Source organism: Mycobacterium sp. NGS24 (assembly GCF_059813065.1).
On record NZ_JCALDW010000004.1, the window covers coordinates 111,958 to 128,301 of the forward strand.

The following is a 16,344-nucleotide window of genomic DNA, read 5'->3' on the forward strand; positions in this document are numbered from 1 at the left end:
CGCAATGCCGACTATCGAGTTCACAGTAACGGGCTGCCAAGCGTCACTGGATCACTACCGCCGATCGTGGACACCAAGTCCCGACGTAGCTTTGGCCGGCATCTGGCTCGGCGCTGTCGTCAGCGACGATTCGGGTCACAACTACTGGGGCTTGCGCGGCATGGACGACTTCGTCGTCGGCATGACGCACGTGGTGTCTCCCATCTGTGGATTTCGTTCGTTGCCAGAGGCTTTGGAATCCGACGCCCCGCACCTGTTTGACGAGTACTCCTCCATCGACTGGTTTGAACCGTTCGAGTACAGCGATGACGGCAACACGCTGCAGATGATTTACGCCAGTGGCCGCGTTGCGCGTGACGCTGACGGCTTGCACTGGTACGACGCCAGCGGACGTTGGGAGATGCACGGCCGAACGGTCAGTGATGTGGTGGTCACGCACGTTCCACAACAGCAGGGCGACTATCACCTCGACCACGACGTGTACTACCGGCACGAATTGCTCTATGTGACCGGCACCATCGACGGCGAGCAGGTTTCCGGTTATGCGCATCAGGACTTCGCCTACGGGCCGCCGGGGATGTCTTACACCGAATTACCCATCGCCCGTCACCTGCAGGGGATGTGGGTCTCCTGGCTGCACGAATACGACGACGGCCGCTTGGGAGGTGGCAGCTTCTGGCAGGGCCGCGATGACTTGGCTTTCGGTCCCGGCTATCAGTTGAAGGACGGCGTGACGACTGTCCATGACGACATCGTCGCTACTCCGCGCTTCAACGCGGCTGGGAAAGTCGCCAGCCTAGAGACGGTAATCGGTGACGACACCTACGTTTTCACATTCACCAGCAGCGGGAGCCCGCTGCATGTGTTCGGAAACCTGACCGGCGATCCGTCCGGCGAGGCACTGTCACGCAGCTGGTGCTGGGTCGAATACGCCGGCGGCATGTTGACCCCGGAGGTTCTGGACATGGTCATGCAGCGGTTTCGCCTGGCACGCGGGGGCTGATTATTTGTGCACTACCCCGCATGGCCTCGCGAGTCCAAGCTCCTGGTGAGTGAGAATCCTGGTGGCGCATCGCAGACGGCTTCGTTCCCGCCGCTTGCGTGATTGTTACTCCATCCACATGAGGCCGCGCAGCGCCTCGGCAGCCGGAATCTCATCGACGGCAATCAGTCCCGCTGGGGCACGGCACACTGATTCGATGGCATTGACTGCGCGCGCCGCTGTCGAGATGCAACCGGCGACTGTCGTGTCGTACAACGGATGGGAGACATGGGTATTGATCTCTATCCGGGGTTCTCCCTCAACGACGACCCGGTGCACCCCAGGCTGGCCCGCCGGCGGGAACGGCCAATCCGGCGCGGCAGCGTCAGTGAGTCGGGTGATGTGTTCGATGGTAATCACCGGTTCGCCGTCCACCACACCTTCGACCGCGAACCGGACCGCAGCCATCCCGCCGGGCTCCACCTTGGTCATGATGCAGTCGATTGGTTCGGTTGTGTACCAGCGCTCATCCCGCTGCCGCACTTCCTCGAGAACTATCCCGAGCTGATCCGCCAAATTGTTCACCGCGCCACCGAACATGGACACGATTACCCCGGGCAGGAAGAGCATCGGCGGATCGTCATCCTGCTTCAGTCCGAAACCCATTGACGTACCGGTGAATTCGTAGTCGTCGTAATTCCCGTAGTCGAAGATTTCCTGAACGGTGATCGAGGAGACGCGGGTGCTGAGGCTGCAGGCCGCGTAGACCAGGGTGTCACCGGAGAACCCTGGATCGATACCGTTGACGTACAGCGATGAGTTGCCGGTTTCGCACGCGCTCTGCAGCGGATGTCGGAGCCAATCCTCAGCGCGGTGCGGCGTGGCCAGCCAGACCAACGAGGTGCCGACAACATTGGTGCCTGCCGCCAGGAATCGTGACATCTGGTCGATGGCCTCCATGGGCCGCGTCTCACCCAACGCGGTGTACACCACGCAGTCGGCCCCGAGCGCGATCAGAGCGTCGATGTCGTCGGTGGCGACCAGTCCGGTCGCTTCGTTCAACCCGCACAGCTCGGCGGCGTCTCTGCCGACCTTATCCGGACCCGAGGCATGGACTCCGACCAGTTCAAGATCTGGGCGTCCGATGATGGCCCGCAACGAATGTCGCCCTACGTTGCCGGTCGAGAACTGAATCACCCTGCGCACGACGGCCGCCTCAGTAGTCGGGGATGGGTAGCGGCGAATTGTTGGAATCGATTCCGCCGTCGACGTGGAATATCGCGTTGGTGGCATAACAGTCGGATGTGCTCAGGTAAACACACAGCCGACCCAGATCCTCGACGTTGCCAAGGCGGTGCAGAGGCGTCGCCTCCTGCATCTTCTCCAGCGAACCCGGCATCAGGTCGAGACTGCTTTGGAGCCCATCGGTGGCGAATGATCCGAGCGCGATGGCGTTGACCCGGACCTTGGGGGCCAGCTCCTGGGCCATCGCCCGGGTCAGCGCTTCGAGCGCCCCCTTGGCCGTGCAGTAGGCAGCCAACGCGCGGATGCCGAAACGCGCTGAGCCTGAGGAGATATTGACGATCGAACCGCGACCGGCGTCGATCATGTGCCTAGCCACCAACTGACTCATGATGAACGTAGACGTGACGCACCAGTCGAACGCGAGCCTGAAATCGTCGTCGGTGATATCGAGAAACCTCGCGTAGGTGGCTCCCCCGACATTGTTGATCAAGATATCAATGCGGCCGAAGCGCTCCATGGCCGTCGAGACCACGCGTTCACCATCGGGACGGCTCATCGCGTCGGCAACCACAGCCAGTCCCTGACCGCCTGCCTCCTCGATGCCGTTGATCGTTGCCAGGATGTCCGCTTCCGTTCGCGCGGTGCCGACCACCGTCGCACCGGCCTCGGCCAGCACCCGGGCGATGCCCTGACCCACACCTTTGCCGGCGCCTGTCACGATCGCGACCTGCCCGGCCAAATTGAACTGCTCCAAAGCCACCTGAGCTCCTCTGCCCCGACTTGACGCCGACATCATCTAACGACTGAAACTGACTTAAGTCAACGATCCGCTCCGGTGCAGGGTGCAGTGTCACTGGCCCGACCAGCGCCGCCGCGATACTGTTTGCAGTCGAATTCGGCGGAGGAAACATGACGGCAGGCAACAAGATCTCGGCTCGCGAGACCAAACGACTGCAGACCCGGGAGCGATTGCTGGGTGCTGCGGTTGCGGAGTTCAAGCGTTCCGGGATGGCCGAAGCTGACGTCGCCGCGATCGTGGCGGCCGCCGGAGTTGCACACGGCACATTCTTTTTCCACTTCCCCACCAAAGAACACGTGCTGCTCGAATTGGAACGCCGCGAAGAACAACGCATCGCGAGCCAGCTCGCCCGATTCCTGGTCACCGAACACGATCTTGCCGGTGCTCTCGGTGAGGCGGTTCGACTGGTCGCCGGCCTCGAACGCCGACTGGGCGATGGTCTGTTCAAAGACTTTCTCGCGCTGCATTTCTCACAGACCCGCCCACCGGTCGAGGACGGCAGAGATCATCCGGTGATCATGGCGGTGGCCGGCGAGATCGAGCGGGCGCAGCGGAACGGCAGCGTTGCCGCCGACGTCATCCCGATAAACAGCGCAGTGTTCTTCCTGCTCGGTTTGTACGCACTGCTCATCACGACCAACACCTGGCCCACCCGCGATGCCATGCTCGCCGATTACGTGGCCAGAACGATGCAGAGCATGGCGGCTCGCTGAGTCCAGGCGGTTGACCTCAGTCAGTTTCTGCGTTACAACAGGCGAGGTTGAGGGAGGCCACATTGAATCTGCCGACGCTGAACTTTCGCCGCTGGAGCAGCGCGCCGGCCCCCGGCGCCAGGGACGGATTGGCCTTCGACGAGCACATGGAGGAATCCCGACTCGCGCAGCGACAGGCCGACAAGTGGCTGATTTCGGGCTCGCTGTTGATCGGCACCGCCGCGCTCGGCGTCTTCGGCCTCCCACTGTTCCTGCGCGGAGTCTGGTTGCTGCGACGCGCGCAGCGGGCGGGGTTGTCGGTGCGGCCGATGCTCGTCACACTGCTCGGCTATCTGGTCATCATTGATGCCGCCATCAACACCGTGGGCTGGGCGCTGGACATGGTGGGCAACCACACCCTGCTCGGGCGAGTGTTGCTGGTGGGCTGGGGCAATATGTTCGATGCTGGCTACTTCTGGCATTTCAACGAACTCTGGATCGGCGGCGCGGCAGGCCCCGGGGAGAAAGGCTGGGAAGTCGGCCTGATCTTCACCGTGTTCACCATGCGAATCGCCGCGGGCATCGGCTTCCTGCAGATGAAACGATGGGGACACCAGTGGATGGTGGTCACCTGCTGGATGGGTGCGGTCATCTGGATCGGCTACGTGTTCAACATGACCATGTACGCCGACGTGCGCTTCGGCGGTGTGATATTCCCGGTCGTCGGCTGGTGGCTCTACGACATCTTCTACATCACCCCGTTCCTCGCGATCCCCTACCTGCACACCGTCAACCGCGAGATCTTCTCGGACTAGCTCGATGACCGAGGTCATGCAACATCACGTTCGGCTAAGTGCTGAATCACTCATGGATTCAGGTCAATTCATCATCGAAAACGCTGCCGAGCCGGAACGGCGCCGTTGACTTCAGTCAGTAAAGGGTCTACAACAGAACACACCATGACGGCACAGGTCAGAACCTCGGTGCGCGAAACGCAGCGACTGCAGACCCGGCAGCGCCTGCTCGGTGCGGCACTTGCCGAGTTTCAGCGCTGCGGAATGGCCGCTGCCGAGGTCGGCGTGATCACCAGTGCTGCCGGTGTCGCACACGGCACCTTCTTCTTCCACTTCCCCACCAAAGAGCATGTCTTACTCGAATTGGAAAGCCGCGAAGAGGCGCGGCTCGCCGCTGAACTCACCCGGTTCCTCGGCACGTCGCCCGACCTGACCGCCGTGCTGACCGAGGCGGCGCACCTGGTCGTCGACCTCGAACAACGTTTGGGCGGTCCACTTTTCCGGGACTTCCTGGGCATACACTTCTCGTCCACGCGGCCCAAGCGCGACGAGGAATGGACCGATCACCCGGTGATCGTGTTGCTGGTCAAGCAGATTCAGCAGGCACGTGACCGCGGCGAGATACACGCCGCGGTCGATCCGTTCTACAGCGCGGTGTTTTTCCTGCTCGGCGTCTACGGCGCATTGAGCACCACGTCCGCCGGGACCCGTCGCGACACCATGCTGGCCGAGCTGGTCGCGACGGCAGTCCGAAGTCTCGAGCCTCGACAATAACCAGGGAGATTCGTATGGATATGGTTTGGGAGTTGCTGCGGTACGTCGCCGCCTGGGGCGGAACCGGATTGATCATCTGGTTCTGGTACTGGATGTTTTCCAACATCGGAACGTTCTGATCGCGTGGCCGGGACGGCCGATTCATCGGCGATGGCGATCGAGCGCAGTTGTGCACTGACGGCAGTGGCGCTCAGTGGACAGCGCCGCGACGGTGCCCGCCTACTCACAGGTGCCGGCCGCAGCTTCGGTTTGAGCCCCGCGTTGGACCTCGTGCACGTTCCCTACCCGGGCGTCGGCGACGACTGGACCCGCCGCACCCTGACGTGTGGTGTCGCGTTGCAATGCTCGCCGTCCAAAGAACGCCTCGCCCACTACCGGTTGTCCGACCTGTCGCCCCGCGAACACCGCGCCCTGGCTTTCGTCGAAGCAGGTGTCGCGATGGGCTGGATCGCTGCGCACTGGCCCGGACTGATGCCTGAGCTAAAAAGAGCGTTGTCCGACATCCCGATTCGCGATCCGGACCTGGATGCCGCGACCATGTTCGACCAAGCGATCGACATTGCGCGCGGTAGACAGCCGATCGTCGAGCACCCATTGCTCGGCATGCTGCCGCGCACCCAATTCAGCGCCCGCGGATTAGCCAGCGCAATCAAGCGACTCGGCAGGATGCCGTGGACCAGCACCCAACAGCGTCATCCGCGCCCATATTCGGTGCCGGTGGGCGGCGATGGTGGCGTTCGCAACCCCAACCTGCCACCGCCCAGCCGACCAGAGGATAACGACCTCGACACCAGTCCCGAACGCCGGCAAGGTATCCCGTATCCGGAGTGGAACGCCTGGACAAAGACCTTCCTGGCGAATCATGTTGCAGTGCTGGAGTTTCCCTCCTACCCGCAGGCCGGTCACCCGGCCCCGGTCGCAGAAAACCTTCGAAAGTGGTTCGAGGAGCACACGCATCGCGCGATGACCAACCGGCTCGAGGACGGATCCGATCTCGACGTCGAGCAATACGTGCGGCACTACATTGACATGTTGACCCAGACGGCAAGCGAACCAAGGATTTTCCGGGAACTGTTGCCGCACAGCCGCGACGTCGCCACCGCGCTGTTGCTCGACGGTAGTTCCTCACTGGGCGTGCACGGCGGCCGCATTTTCCGCTTGGAACTCGAATGCGCCGATGCGCTGTCCCGCGCGATGACACTCGCTCGTGAACGCCATGGCATTTTTGTGTTCACCGGAAACACCCGGCACCGCGTCGAAGTGCGCTGTCTCAAAGACTTTCAGGACGGCCACTTCATAGCGCCGGGCAAGCTCGGGCTGATGACCGGTGGTTACACCCGGCTCGGCGCGCCGATTCGACACTTGACCTCGCGGCTGTTGACCCAACCGGCTGAACGCCGTCTGCTCATCGTGATCGGCGACGGACTGATCTCTGACGAAGGATACGAAGGCCGTTACGCGTGGGCCGACGTGGCGCATGCGGTCGAGGAGGCCAACGACGCCGGCGTCTCGGTGTACTACGTGGGCGTCGGCCCAACGCGGGTCGATCCGCTACCCGAGGTGTTCGGATCCCGCCGGTCGCGACGGATCAAACGTGTCGAAGAACTGCCGCGAGTACTCGCGCACGTCCACCGAGAGCTTGTCTCCGCGTGACCGGCGCAGACCTGAGGGGAGAAATGACCACCGACACCTACATCGCCAGCGGCAACGAGGTGGAGTTGTTCGAACAGGCTTACCGCGAACACGTTCCGGTGATGCTGACCGGGCCCACCGGATGCGGCAAGACCCGCTTCGTCGAACACATGGGCGCTCTGCTCCGGCAACCTGTCGTCACCATCAGCTGCCATGACGACCTCACCAGTTCGGACCTGGTCGGCCGCTTCATGGTCACCGGTGGAGATGTGATCTGGAAAGACGGCCCGCTGACCAGAGCAGTCAAGGCCGGCGCCATCTGCTACCTCGACGAGGTGGTCGAGGCCCGACACGACTCACTGGCGATTCTGCACTCCCTGACCGATCACCGTCGCGCTCTCTATCTGGATCGCGCCGACGAAGTCGTCCGGGCGCCCGACTCGTTCATGCTGGTCTGCTCCTACAATCCCGCCTACCGCAGTTCGTTGAAAGAGTTGAAGCCGTCCTTCCGTCAGCGATTCGCGACCCTGCCGATGACATATCTGCCCGCCGTGCAGGAGGCCGAGGTGATTGTGGCGGAATCGGACGTAGAGATCGCGACGGCGCACCGACTTGTCTCCTGCGCCAACGCTATTCGCTCTGCGGACGCCGTATTCCACTTCGAGCCGCCCTCTACCCGGGTGTTGGTCACGGCCGCGAAGCTGATCGCGGCCGGAGCCACCGAGATCAGCGCGGCCGAAGCCTGCATACTCGCACCGCTCAGTACCGACGGTGCCATCAACGACGGTCTGCGCGAAGTCGCAGCAGCGACCTTGAACACCGAACCCTCAGGGACTTTCTAGGAAAGGCGGACGAAATGGTGGATCAACAAGAGCGCAAACGCAAGCGGGCACTCATCGTCTTTCAGATCTTCATCTACGGATACCTGCTGATCATGTTCAGCATTCAGCTGTACATGTCCTTCGCCCGTGGCTGGTGGGACCTGTGACCGCCGTCGTCTCTCCGGGCGACTCGGTCAACCTCTCTGAGCATGACGACGAATCACGACAAGCCCAGCGCCGAGCCGACAAATGGATGATCGTCGGTGCCGGGTTGATGGGATGCTGGGCCCCGGGCCTGATCGGATTCCCCATCTTCATGCGTGGGGTGTGGCTGCAGCGTCAGGCTTTACGTGCCGGGCTGTCGGTTCGCCCCATGATCGTCACGCTGATCGGCTACCTGGTGCTGATCGACGGAATGCTGAACAGCCTGGGATGGGCACTGGACCTCGTCGCCAACCACACCCTGATCAACAGGGTGCTGATGATCGGCTGGGGCAACATGTTCGACGCCGGTTACTTCTGGCACTACAACGAATCCTGGGTGGGCGGCGCATCGGGGCCGGGTGAGAAAGCGTACGTAGCCGGTCTGATCCTGACCGTGTTCTCCATGCGGGTCGCCGCGGCTATCGGATTCCTGCAGATGAAACGGTGGGGCCATCAGTGGATGGTGGTCACATGCTGGATGGGCACCGTCATCTGGTGTGCCTACGTCTTCAACATGACCATGTACGCCGACGTGCGTTATGCCGGTGTGGTTTTCCCGGTGATCGGCTGGTGGCTCTACGACATTTTCTACATCACGCCGTTCCTCGCCATCCCCTACCTACACACCGTCAATCGCGAAATCTTCTCCGACTAGGGCATGAAGGAGCATCCCCATGACGACGAAATCGACTGTCACAGATGACAAAGAACCGGCCGAAGACCTGCCGCCGGGCACCACGCCCTACTACGCGCGCATGCACAAGTGGATCAAGCGGGCGGTGCTGGTGTGCCTGGTGGCCCTGGTGCTCGAGGGCGCATTCACGTTGCCGTTCATGGCCGTCTACTACGGGTATCCCACGCTGAGCCTCACTGAAATCTGCAGCGAGTTGCTCAAAGTCCGCTACTCCGACGACGCCCTGGAATGCAAATACCCCTACCCACCGTTGGGTCCGCCGGAAGGCGCCGAAGGCAAGGACACCGCCCGGGACGTCTGGGGTATCCAGCCCACGCCGAAGTACCACCGTCTGGGCTTTCGTGAACTGGTGCGCATCCATGATGAACGCATCGCGCGCCAGCACGCCGGCGCCAAGTGACCAGGAGGCTGCGCGTCGTCCAATGGACCACCGGCAATGTGGGCAGGAAGTCGGTCCACGCGATCGCCGAGAACTCGTTGTTGGAACTGGTGGGCTGCTACGCGTGGTCGCCGGACAAAGTCGGCCGTGATGTCGGCGGACTGTGCGGGATCGAACCACTGGGAGTGCAGGCCACCGACGACGTCGACGCGCTGCTCGGCCTCAAACCCGACTGCGTGGTCTACAACCCGATGTTCGCCGACGTGGACGAAGTGATCCGCATACTGCGGGCTGGAATCAACGTCGTCACCACGTCGGAACTCATTACCGGACACCAACTCGGCCCTGCCCGGGACCGCATCGTCGATGCCTGCATGCAAGGCGACTCAACCATTTTCGGCAGCGGCATCAATCCCGGGTTCATCCAACTCCTGGCGATCGTCACCGCCGGACTGTCCGACCGGGTGGATCGCATCTGCATCGTCGAATCGTTCGACACGACCATTTACAACTCTCCGGCCACCGAGATTCCGATGGGCTTCGGTCGTCCGATTGATCAGCCGGACCTGCCTGCTCTCACCGAGAAAGGGTCGGGCATCTTCCGCGAGGCCCTGTTGCTGATCGCCGATGCCCTGGGAGTCGATCTCGACGAAATGAGATGCGACGTCGAATATGCCCAAACCACCGAGGATCTGCTGCTGCCCGGTGACTGGACGATCGAAAAAGGTTGCGTCGCAGGCATCGATCTGCGGTGGCGGGGCATCGCCGAGGGCCGCGAGGTAGTCGAGGCCCGCGCCGTGTGGACCAAAGGGCAATCCCTCGAACCGCGTTGGTCGACGAACTTCGGTTACACCGTAACGGTGGAAGGCCGGCCCACGATCAAGACCACACTGAGTTTCGAGCCGCCCCCGGACTTCCACGGGGAGTCGATCGACGACTACATCATGCTCGGTCTCACCATCACCGCCATGCCGCCCATCACCGCGATACCCGCCGTCGTCTCCGCACCGCCCGGCATCGCCACCTACACCGACCTGCCCCTGCTGTTACCGCGGGGAGTCCTGGCACGCAACGGAAGGACGCGCGCACAATGACGGAGAAGTATCGCGTCATCCAATGGATGACCGGGGATGTCGGACAAGTCGGACTGCGGCACTTCGCCGACAATCCGGTCTTCGACCTGGTCGCCGTGTTGGTGCACACACCGGAGAAGGTCGGCAAGGATGCCGGGGACATCATCGGCATCGGACCGACGGGCATCGTCGCGACCGACGACGTCGAGTCCGTCATGGCGACCGAGGCGGACTGCGTGTTCTACACACCGATCATCATGGATGTCGACACCGTTTGCCGGCTGTTGCGATCGGGCAAGAACGTCGTCACCACGAGCGGATTCTTTCATCCGTCCAAGTACTTTCGGGAGGAAGCGAATAAGATCGAGGCCGCCTGCCGTGACGGTGGCACGAGCTTTCACGGCGGTGGCATCCACCCCGGCTACGCCGGAGACCTACTGCCGCTCACCCTCGCCCGCGTCGCCAGCAGGATCGACAAGATCGAAGTGTACGAGGTCGTCAACGTGCTCACCGACGCACCACTGGACCACATCGACTGGTTGGGTTTCGGTAAGCCCCAGGATGAATTTCTCTCCACGCCAACCATTCTGGGCATGGGTCTGCCGTTCTTCGCCCAATCGATGTACATGATCGCCGATGGGCTGGGCGTCGAAATAGACGACATCACCGCAGATCTGGCCGTCGCCACCGCCACCGAGGACATCCCGCACGAACTCGGCGCCATCGCCAGCGGAACGGTGGCCGCGCAGCATCACACCTGGACGGCACAGGTCGGCGGACAGCCGTTCATCGCTTTCCACGCCATCTACCTCACCAGCGGTCCGACCAGCATCGAGCCAGCCTGGGATTGGGGAAAAACCCGCTACCGCATCGTGATCGAGGGCGATCCAGCAAGTGTCCTGACCCTGGAAGGGCTCGAATCCCCGGACGGGACCACCTCACATCCCGGCTACAACTGGACTGCGATGGGCGCTATCAATGCCATTCCCGACGTCTGTGACGCCGCACCGGGCTGGCTCACTCACTACGATCTCGGTTTGATTCGGCCGCGGGGTATGGTCCGCTGATGACCGACCCGCCACGGTTGCACCATGTCGTGTTCGCGGTGGCACGGGAGCGGCAAGATGCAGCGGGAAAGCTATTCACCGAACTTGGGTTCACTTTGAACGACATCGATCTGGAGCATCTGGGGCTTCGGGTCCTGCTGGACTGGGATCGGGGCATCGAACTGATCAGCCCCGGCCCCGAATCCGACGCCGAGGTTGCGACTTCGGTGAGTCAGTTCCTGGCCGATCATGGCTCTGACCGGCTGCCGAATCCGAGGTGTTCCGAAACCCCCTCGTGGCGGCCATTTCTCGGCATGAGCGGACCCGCGCGACTGCAACTCGAATTCGATCTACCGGACCGGTGATGGTGAAGATCGGCGTTCAGATTCACCCGCAGAACACGACCATGGCCGCGCTGCGTGCCGGTTGGCAAGGGGTCGACGACCTGGGCGTCGACAGCCTGTGGACCTGGGACCATTTCTTCCCTCCGCTGTACGGCTCGCCCGACGAACCGCACTTCGAGGGCTGGCAGATTCTGGCGGCCATGGCCGTCACCACAGCCAACGTTTCCCAGATCGGCATGTTGGTGACCGGATCCTGCTACCGCAACCCCGACCTGCTGGCACATATGGCCTGCACGCTCGACCATCTCTCCGGTGGGCGAGCGGTGCTGGGCATCGGCTCGGGATGGATGGAGCGCGACGAGACCGAATACGGCTACCCCGTCCGGACTCCAGCCGAGCGCCTCGACGTTCTTGCCGCGGCGCTGCCCCGCATTCGCAACCGCATCGGGCTGCTTCGGCCTGCTCCGATCGGTCGGCTGCCGCTGCTGATCGGCGGTAATGGTGAGCGGCGCACCTTGCGCCTGGTCGCTCAGTACGCCGACATGTGGAACGGTTACGGCGATCCGGCGACCATCCGACGAAAGAACCAGGTCATCGACCGGTGGTGTGGCGAAGTTGGCCGCGACCCGCACCAGATTGAGCGCACCGCGTGGATCGAGCGCGCGGAACCGGGTCTGATGCGATCCCTGGTCGAGGCTGGGGCCGATCACCTGATCCTCGGCCTTCGTGCCCCCTTCGACCTGCGTGAGGTGGAGCGGCTGGCCGGGGGTCGTCAGGCGTTTTAGCGTTCAACAGCTCGGGTATGCCGCCTTTAGCGGCGCACAGCCCCCCGCCCGCATTCGCAAACTCCACCCATGGAGGTGTATCGGCGTGGCCGAAATGATTGTTGAAACTCCGGAAGAAGTTGTTGCCTACCTCAAAGCGCAGCACGACCTGATCGAGGATATGTTCGACCAGGTGCTGCTCGCATCAGATCCTGAGGCGCGGGAGAAGCCGTTCATCCAGCTTCGCCAACTGCTCGCCGTGCACGAAACGGCCGAGGAGATGCTGGTGCATCCGCGGGCCCGCCGCGATCTGGAAGCCGGCGACGCAATGGTGGACGGGCTCCTGCAGGAAGAGCACGATGCGAAGGAACAGCTTTCCAAGATCGAAAGCCTGGACATCACCTCCGATGCGTTCATCGCTGAGCTCACGAAGCTGCGCGAGGCCGTGCTGGCACACGCTGAACATGAAGAGATCGAGGAGTTCGCGAAGTTGCAGCGCGACCTCGACACCGACGAGCTGAAACGGATGGGTACCGCCGTCAAGGTCGCCGAGGCTATCGCACCGACCCGGCCCCACGCCGGCGTGGAATCAGCGAAATTGAATTTCGTCGTCGGACCGTTCGCGTCGATGTTGGACCGGGCACGGGATCTGATGCACCAGGCGACAAGTTAGGGGCGTACATGGGTTTGGCTACAGCACGCCATGGCCGAGACGGTTGACCCCGGTCCGTAGGCTGGATCAAGTGAGCGTTGCACCGGGCACGACCATCACACTTGGTAACCGCTTTCTCCGCGACCTGCCCGAGATGGCGGTTCCCTGGCGGGCTCAGGTTGCGGCCGAGCCTCGATTGCTCGTCTTCAACGAACCGCTGGCGGTCGAACTCGGTCTGGACGCTCAGTGGCTCCGTAGCTCCGACGGTCTGCGTTTCCTGGTGGGCAACCTGGTTCCAGACGGCGCCACCCCGGTCGCCCAGGCATATGCGGGACATCAATTCGGCGGCTATGTGCCGCGGCTGGGTGACGGCCGCGCGTTGTTGTTGGGCGAGATAGCCGACGCCGACGGGCGGTTGCGCGACATCCACCTGAAGGGATCCGGCCGCACTCCGTTCGCCCGGGGCGGTGACGGCTTGGCGGCGGTAGGGCCGATGTTGCGTGAATACGTGATCAGCGAGGCGATGCACGCGCTGGGGATATCCACCACCCGATCGCTGGCGGTGCTGGCGACCGGGACCGCCGTGACGCGCGAGACGCTGCTGCCCGGCGCCTTGCTGGTCCGGGTGGCAAGTAGCCACCTGCGCGTGGGCAGCTTCCAATACGCTTCTGCGACAGGAGATATCGGTCTGCTTCGCCGCCTGGCCGATCATGCCATTGCCCGTCACCATCCTGAAGCCGCCCACGCAGAACAGCCCTACCTCGCGTTGTTCGAGGGTGTGGTGGCGGCCCAGGCGTCGCTGGTGGCCCGGTGGATGCTGGTCGGCTTCATCCACGGCGTGATGAACACCGACAACATGACGATCTCGGGCGAGACCATCGACTACGGGCCATGTGCCTTCATGGAGGCCTACGATCCGGACACCGTGTTCAGTTCGATCGACGCCTGGGGACGCTATGCCTACGGCAACCAGCCGACCATCGCGGCGTGGAACCTCGCCCGCTTCGCCGAGACTCTGCTGCCATTGATCGCCGACGACATCAACGACGCAATCCCGTTGATAGAGGAAGCTTTTGACGGGTTTCACCAATACCACAGCGCCTGGCTCGCGGGGTTGCGCGCCAAGCTGGGCCTGCCTGCCGGTGCCGAACCGACCGAGCCGCTCATCGATGAACTGCTGCCCATGTTGCAGGAGAGTCACGCGGACTTCACCTCTTTCTTCCGCAACCTCAGCGCTGCGGCGGCCGGCGACGCCGAACCGGCGCGTGGCATGTTCGTGGACCCGGCCCAGTTCGATGCCTGGGCGTCACGTTGGCGCCAGCAGGGGCCGGACGTCGACATGATGCAGCGCGTCAACCCGATCTACATCCCGCGCAATCACCTGGTCGAAGAAGCACTCACCGCGGCGACGGCGGGCGACCTCGAACCGTTGAACCGACTACTCGATGCCATCAGCTCCCCCTATACCGAACGACCGGGTCTGGAGCGCTATGCAGCCCCGGCCCCCACGGATTTCGGCGTCTACCGCACCTTCTGCGGCACCTGACTCTCCGCACCTTCAGGACTGGAGATCCAGTGCCGCCCCGATCAACGCCAAGTGGCTGAGACCTTGGGGAAGGTTTCCCAGGAAAGAGTTGTCGTCTGAGTCGATCATCTCGGCCAGCACGCCGACATCGTTGGTCAATTCGACCAATTGGTCCATCAATTCGCGCGCTTCGGTGTCGCGACCGACGTAGTGCAGTGCCGACACTGCCCAGAACGAACACGCGACGAATGCACCTTCCTGCTCGTCCCGGCGTGCCCCGCTGTAGCGGTATAGCAGCGGACCGCAACCCAGATCGCGTCGCAGTGCGTCGATGGTCGCCGTCATCCGCGGGCCTCGGTCATAACCGCTGCCGGCGTGCAACAAGATCGAAGCGTCCAGTTTGCCACTGCCCGGATACCATTCGTAGCTGTTCAACTCGTCGGACCAGCATTCGCGTTCTACCCAGGCCCGAATCCGTTCGGCCTCACCGGCCCAGCGATCGGGATCGCCGGGAATCTGTCCCAACTCGGCAAGCCCGACCGCGCACCGCAACGCGTGCCAACAACCCAGTTTGGAGGTGGTGTAGTGCTCGAGCTGTTCCAGCTCCCACATCCCGGCGTCGCGGGTGCGCCAGGCGTCGCAGGCCTGGTCGGCAAAGTCCGCCAGTAGGTGGCCGGTCGCGGTGTCCAGCGCGTGACCGGAGTCGACGTACAGGCGCACCGTGTCGAATAAGTCGGCGTAGATGCTCAACTGCAGCTGCCCGTGCGCGCGGTTGCCGGTCAACACCGGTCCGATCCCCCGCCACCCGGGTACCTCGTGGCTGATCACCGGTTCGACCTCCGAACCGTCCAGCCGGTAGCACACCCCGGTGCCGGCACCGTGCTGACGAACCGTGCGCAACAGCCAGCTGATCGCGGCGTGCGTTTCCTCCCGGATGCCGAGCCGGCGCAAGGCGCTCAGCGTGTAGGCGGCATCGCGGACCCACGCGTAGCGGTAGTCCCAGTTCTTACCGCCTGAAAGCCGTTCCGGCAGTGAGGTAGTCGCCGCGGCTGCCACGGCTCCGGTTGGACTGAAGATCAGCAGTTTCAGGAACAGCAGACTGCGGTGCACGGCTTCGCTCCACGCGCCGGCGCATTCGAACTCACCCGACCATTTGCGCCACTGCTCGACGGTGCGGTCCAATCCCCGATCGATATCGTCCACCGGCGACAACATCAGCGGCTCGCCATCGGTCGCTACCAGGCCGATGACCCGCCGGGACGACGGGTCCGCACTGAATGTGCCGGATACCGCCTGATCGGTCAGCTCCACGTTCATGCCCTCGGAGATGGACACCCCGAAGTTCAAGTCCTTGAGGCGCAACACAATTCCATGCGGAGTCTGTCTCGCCCACGGTGACGCGGTGTTGAAACAAGTGCCGGGTGCGACGCGCCAGCGCATCGGCACCTCGCCGTCCAGTCCCTCGATTCGACGCACCAACTCGGTCCACGGCAACCGTCCGTCGAGTCCGACGTTGAGTGCGTCGGTGACGCGAACCCGTCCGGAGTCGGTGACGAAAGTGGTTTCCAGCACATTGGTGTGCGGGACATATCGGCGCTGCGCGGTGAACGGTATTGCCGGTGCCAACTCCAGGCGTCCACCGTTGGCAGCATCGAGCACCGCCGCGAAGACGGGCACCGAATCCAGGTTCGGTATCGGAAACCAGTCGATGGCACCGTCTTCGGCGACCAACGCCACGGTCCGCCCGTCGCCCAGCGGCGCATAACTGCGCAGCGGCACGAAACCCTTGTCGCGGTATGGGGATTCGGTCGGCGTCGAAGTACGGGGATCGAGCTCCGGTGGCGGCACGCCATCGCGTTCCCCGATCCACCGCCGATAAACACCTGTGGGCTGGGCCCTGACGCTGACTCGCGCCTGGGGCGCA

General features: G+C 63.2%; 18 protein-coding genes. 15 read left to right on the top strand and 3 right to left on the bottom strand.

The window, feature by feature from the left end; all coding sequences use genetic code 11:
* Nucleotides 1-4 precede the first annotated feature (4 nt).
* Entirely contained in the window at nucleotides 5-1,003 is a 999-nt protein-coding gene (locus AC5Y6Y_RS07995; protein ID WP_473139065.1) for a hypothetical protein, read from the top strand.
* A gap of 105 nt (nucleotides 1,004-1,108) precedes the next feature.
* Here AC5Y6Y_RS07995 and AC5Y6Y_RS08000 read toward each other — a convergent pair whose 3' ends face one another.
* Both AC5Y6Y_RS08000 and AC5Y6Y_RS08005 read right to left on the bottom strand, forming a co-directional pair.
* Nucleotides 1,109-2,188 carry an NAD(P)H-dependent amine dehydrogenase family protein gene (locus tag AC5Y6Y_RS08000; RefSeq protein WP_473139066.1) on the bottom strand — a complete coding sequence of 360 codons (1,080 nt, stop codon included), beginning with the start codon at nucleotides 2,186-2,188 and terminating at the stop codon, nucleotides 1,109-1,111.
* Between the two features lie 10 nt (nucleotides 2,189-2,198).
* Complete coding sequence (locus tag AC5Y6Y_RS08005) at nucleotides 2,199-2,987, bottom strand: SDR family NAD(P)-dependent oxidoreductase (RefSeq protein ID WP_473139067.1); 789 nt, start codon at nucleotides 2,985-2,987, stop codon at nucleotides 2,199-2,201.
* Nucleotides 2,988-3,136: 149 nt separating this feature from the next.
* On the opposite strand from AC5Y6Y_RS08005, the gene AC5Y6Y_RS08010 reads away from it, so the two are divergent.
* The 14 genes from AC5Y6Y_RS08010 (at nucleotide 3,137) to AC5Y6Y_RS08075 (ending at nucleotide 14,441) form a co-directional block, all read left to right on the top strand.
* Nucleotides 3,137-3,739, top strand: coding sequence for a TetR family transcriptional regulator (locus AC5Y6Y_RS08010; protein ID WP_473139068.1), 603 nt, complete (start codon nucleotides 3,137-3,139; stop codon nucleotides 3,737-3,739).
* A 146-nt stretch (nucleotides 3,740-3,885) separates the two neighbouring features.
* A complete protein-coding gene (locus tag AC5Y6Y_RS08015; protein ID WP_473139271.1) occupies nucleotides 3,886-4,533 on the top strand; it encodes a hypothetical protein in 648 nt (215 codons plus the stop codon).
* Nucleotides 4,534-4,677: 144 nt separating this feature from the next.
* Nucleotides 4,678-5,286: a TetR family transcriptional regulator gene (locus AC5Y6Y_RS08020; protein ID WP_473139069.1), complete on the top strand. Its 609-nt coding sequence runs from the start codon at nucleotides 4,678-4,680 to the stop codon at nucleotides 5,284-5,286.
* Between the two features lie 123 nt (nucleotides 5,287-5,409).
* Complete coding sequence (locus AC5Y6Y_RS08025) at nucleotides 5,410-6,939, top strand: nitric oxide reductase activation protein NorD (protein ID WP_473139070.1); 1,530 nt, start codon at nucleotides 5,410-5,412, stop codon at nucleotides 6,937-6,939.
* A 23-nt stretch (nucleotides 6,940-6,962) separates the two neighbouring features.
* Nucleotides 6,963-7,760, top strand: a complete 798-nt coding sequence (locus AC5Y6Y_RS08030; protein WP_463827706.1) for a CbbQ/NirQ/NorQ/GpvN family protein — start codon at nucleotides 6,963-6,965, stop codon at nucleotides 7,758-7,760.
* A gap of 14 nt (nucleotides 7,761-7,774) precedes the next feature.
* Nucleotides 7,775-7,906, top strand: coding sequence for a hypothetical protein (locus AC5Y6Y_RS08035; RefSeq protein ID WP_463827705.1), 132 nt, complete (start codon nucleotides 7,775-7,777; stop codon nucleotides 7,904-7,906).
* Between the two features lie 86 nt (nucleotides 7,907-7,992).
* Nucleotides 7,993-8,598, top strand: a complete 606-nt coding sequence (locus AC5Y6Y_RS08040; protein WP_463827795.1) for a hypothetical protein — start codon at nucleotides 7,993-7,995, stop codon at nucleotides 8,596-8,598.
* A 19-nt stretch (nucleotides 8,599-8,617) separates the two neighbouring features.
* Complete coding sequence (locus AC5Y6Y_RS08045) at nucleotides 8,618-9,037, top strand: hypothetical protein (protein ID WP_473139071.1); 420 nt, start codon at nucleotides 8,618-8,620, stop codon at nucleotides 9,035-9,037.
* Entirely contained in the window at nucleotides 9,034-10,110 is a 1,077-nt protein-coding gene (locus AC5Y6Y_RS08050) for an NAD(P)H-dependent amine dehydrogenase family protein (protein WP_473139072.1), read from the top strand. Before AC5Y6Y_RS08045 ends, AC5Y6Y_RS08050 begins: the two co-directional genes overlap by 4 nt.
* Nucleotides 10,107-11,156 (top strand): NAD(P)H-dependent amine dehydrogenase family protein, encoded by a 1,050-nt coding sequence (locus tag AC5Y6Y_RS08055; RefSeq protein ID WP_473139073.1) that lies wholly within the window; start codon nucleotides 10,107-10,109, stop codon nucleotides 11,154-11,156. Before AC5Y6Y_RS08050 ends, AC5Y6Y_RS08055 begins: the two co-directional genes overlap by 4 nt.
* Complete coding sequence (locus AC5Y6Y_RS08060; RefSeq protein ID WP_473139074.1) at nucleotides 11,156-11,500, top strand: hypothetical protein; 345 nt, start codon at nucleotides 11,156-11,158, stop codon at nucleotides 11,498-11,500. Before AC5Y6Y_RS08055 ends, AC5Y6Y_RS08060 begins: the two co-directional genes overlap by 1 nt.
* Entirely contained in the window at nucleotides 11,500-12,264 is a 765-nt protein-coding gene (locus AC5Y6Y_RS08065) for an LLM class F420-dependent oxidoreductase (RefSeq protein WP_473139075.1), read from the top strand. Before AC5Y6Y_RS08060 ends, AC5Y6Y_RS08065 begins: the two co-directional genes overlap by 1 nt.
* 85 nt (nucleotides 12,265-12,349) lie before the next feature.
* Nucleotides 12,350-12,916, top strand: a complete 567-nt coding sequence (locus tag AC5Y6Y_RS08070; protein WP_463827699.1) for a hemerythrin domain-containing protein — start codon at nucleotides 12,350-12,352, stop codon at nucleotides 12,914-12,916.
* Nucleotides 12,917-12,986: 70 nt separating this feature from the next.
* Nucleotides 12,987-14,441, top strand: a complete 1,455-nt coding sequence (locus tag AC5Y6Y_RS08075) for a protein adenylyltransferase SelO (RefSeq protein ID WP_473139076.1) — start codon at nucleotides 12,987-12,989, stop codon at nucleotides 14,439-14,441.
* A 12-nt stretch (nucleotides 14,442-14,453) separates the two neighbouring features.
* On the opposite strand, the gene AC5Y6Y_RS08080 is transcribed toward AC5Y6Y_RS08075, so the two are convergent.
* Nucleotides 14,454-16,268 carry a glycoside hydrolase family 15 protein gene (locus tag AC5Y6Y_RS08080; protein WP_463827697.1) on the bottom strand — a complete coding sequence of 605 codons (1,815 nt, stop codon included), beginning with the start codon at nucleotides 16,266-16,268 and terminating at the stop codon, nucleotides 14,454-14,456.
* Between the last annotated feature and the right edge of the window lie 76 nt (nucleotides 16,269-16,344).

Bases quoted from the DNA above. Each gene is read 5' to 3' on its own strand.
- AC5Y6Y_RS07995 (WP_473139065.1), top strand. From the start codon at position 5: ATGCCGACTATCGAGTTCACAGTAACGGGCTGCCAAGCGTCACTGGAT.
- AC5Y6Y_RS08010 (WP_473139068.1), top strand. From the start codon at position 3,137: ATGACGGCAGGCAACAAGATCTCGGCTCGCGAGACCAAACGACTGCAG.
- AC5Y6Y_RS08015 (WP_473139271.1), top strand. From the start codon at position 3,886: ATGGAGGAATCCCGACTCGCGCAGCGACAGGCCGACAAGTGGCTGATT.
- AC5Y6Y_RS08020 (WP_473139069.1), top strand. From the start codon at position 4,678: ATGACGGCACAGGTCAGAACCTCGGTGCGCGAAACGCAGCGACTGCAG.
- AC5Y6Y_RS08030 (WP_463827706.1), top strand. From the start codon at position 6,963: ATGACCACCGACACCTACATCGCCAGCGGCAACGAGGTGGAGTTGTTC.
- AC5Y6Y_RS08035 (WP_463827705.1), top strand. From the start codon at position 7,775: ATGGTGGATCAACAAGAGCGCAAACGCAAGCGGGCACTCATCGTCTTT.
- AC5Y6Y_RS08040 (WP_463827795.1), top strand. From the start codon at position 7,993: ATGATCGTCGGTGCCGGGTTGATGGGATGCTGGGCCCCGGGCCTGATC.
- AC5Y6Y_RS08045 (WP_473139071.1), top strand. From the start codon at position 8,618: ATGACGACGAAATCGACTGTCACAGATGACAAAGAACCGGCCGAAGAC.
- AC5Y6Y_RS08055 (WP_473139073.1), top strand. From the start codon at position 10,107: ATGACGGAGAAGTATCGCGTCATCCAATGGATGACCGGGGATGTCGGA.
- AC5Y6Y_RS08060 (WP_473139074.1), top strand. From the start codon at position 11,156: ATGACCGACCCGCCACGGTTGCACCATGTCGTGTTCGCGGTGGCACGG.
- AC5Y6Y_RS08065 (WP_473139075.1), top strand. From the start codon at position 11,500: ATGGTGAAGATCGGCGTTCAGATTCACCCGCAGAACACGACCATGGCC.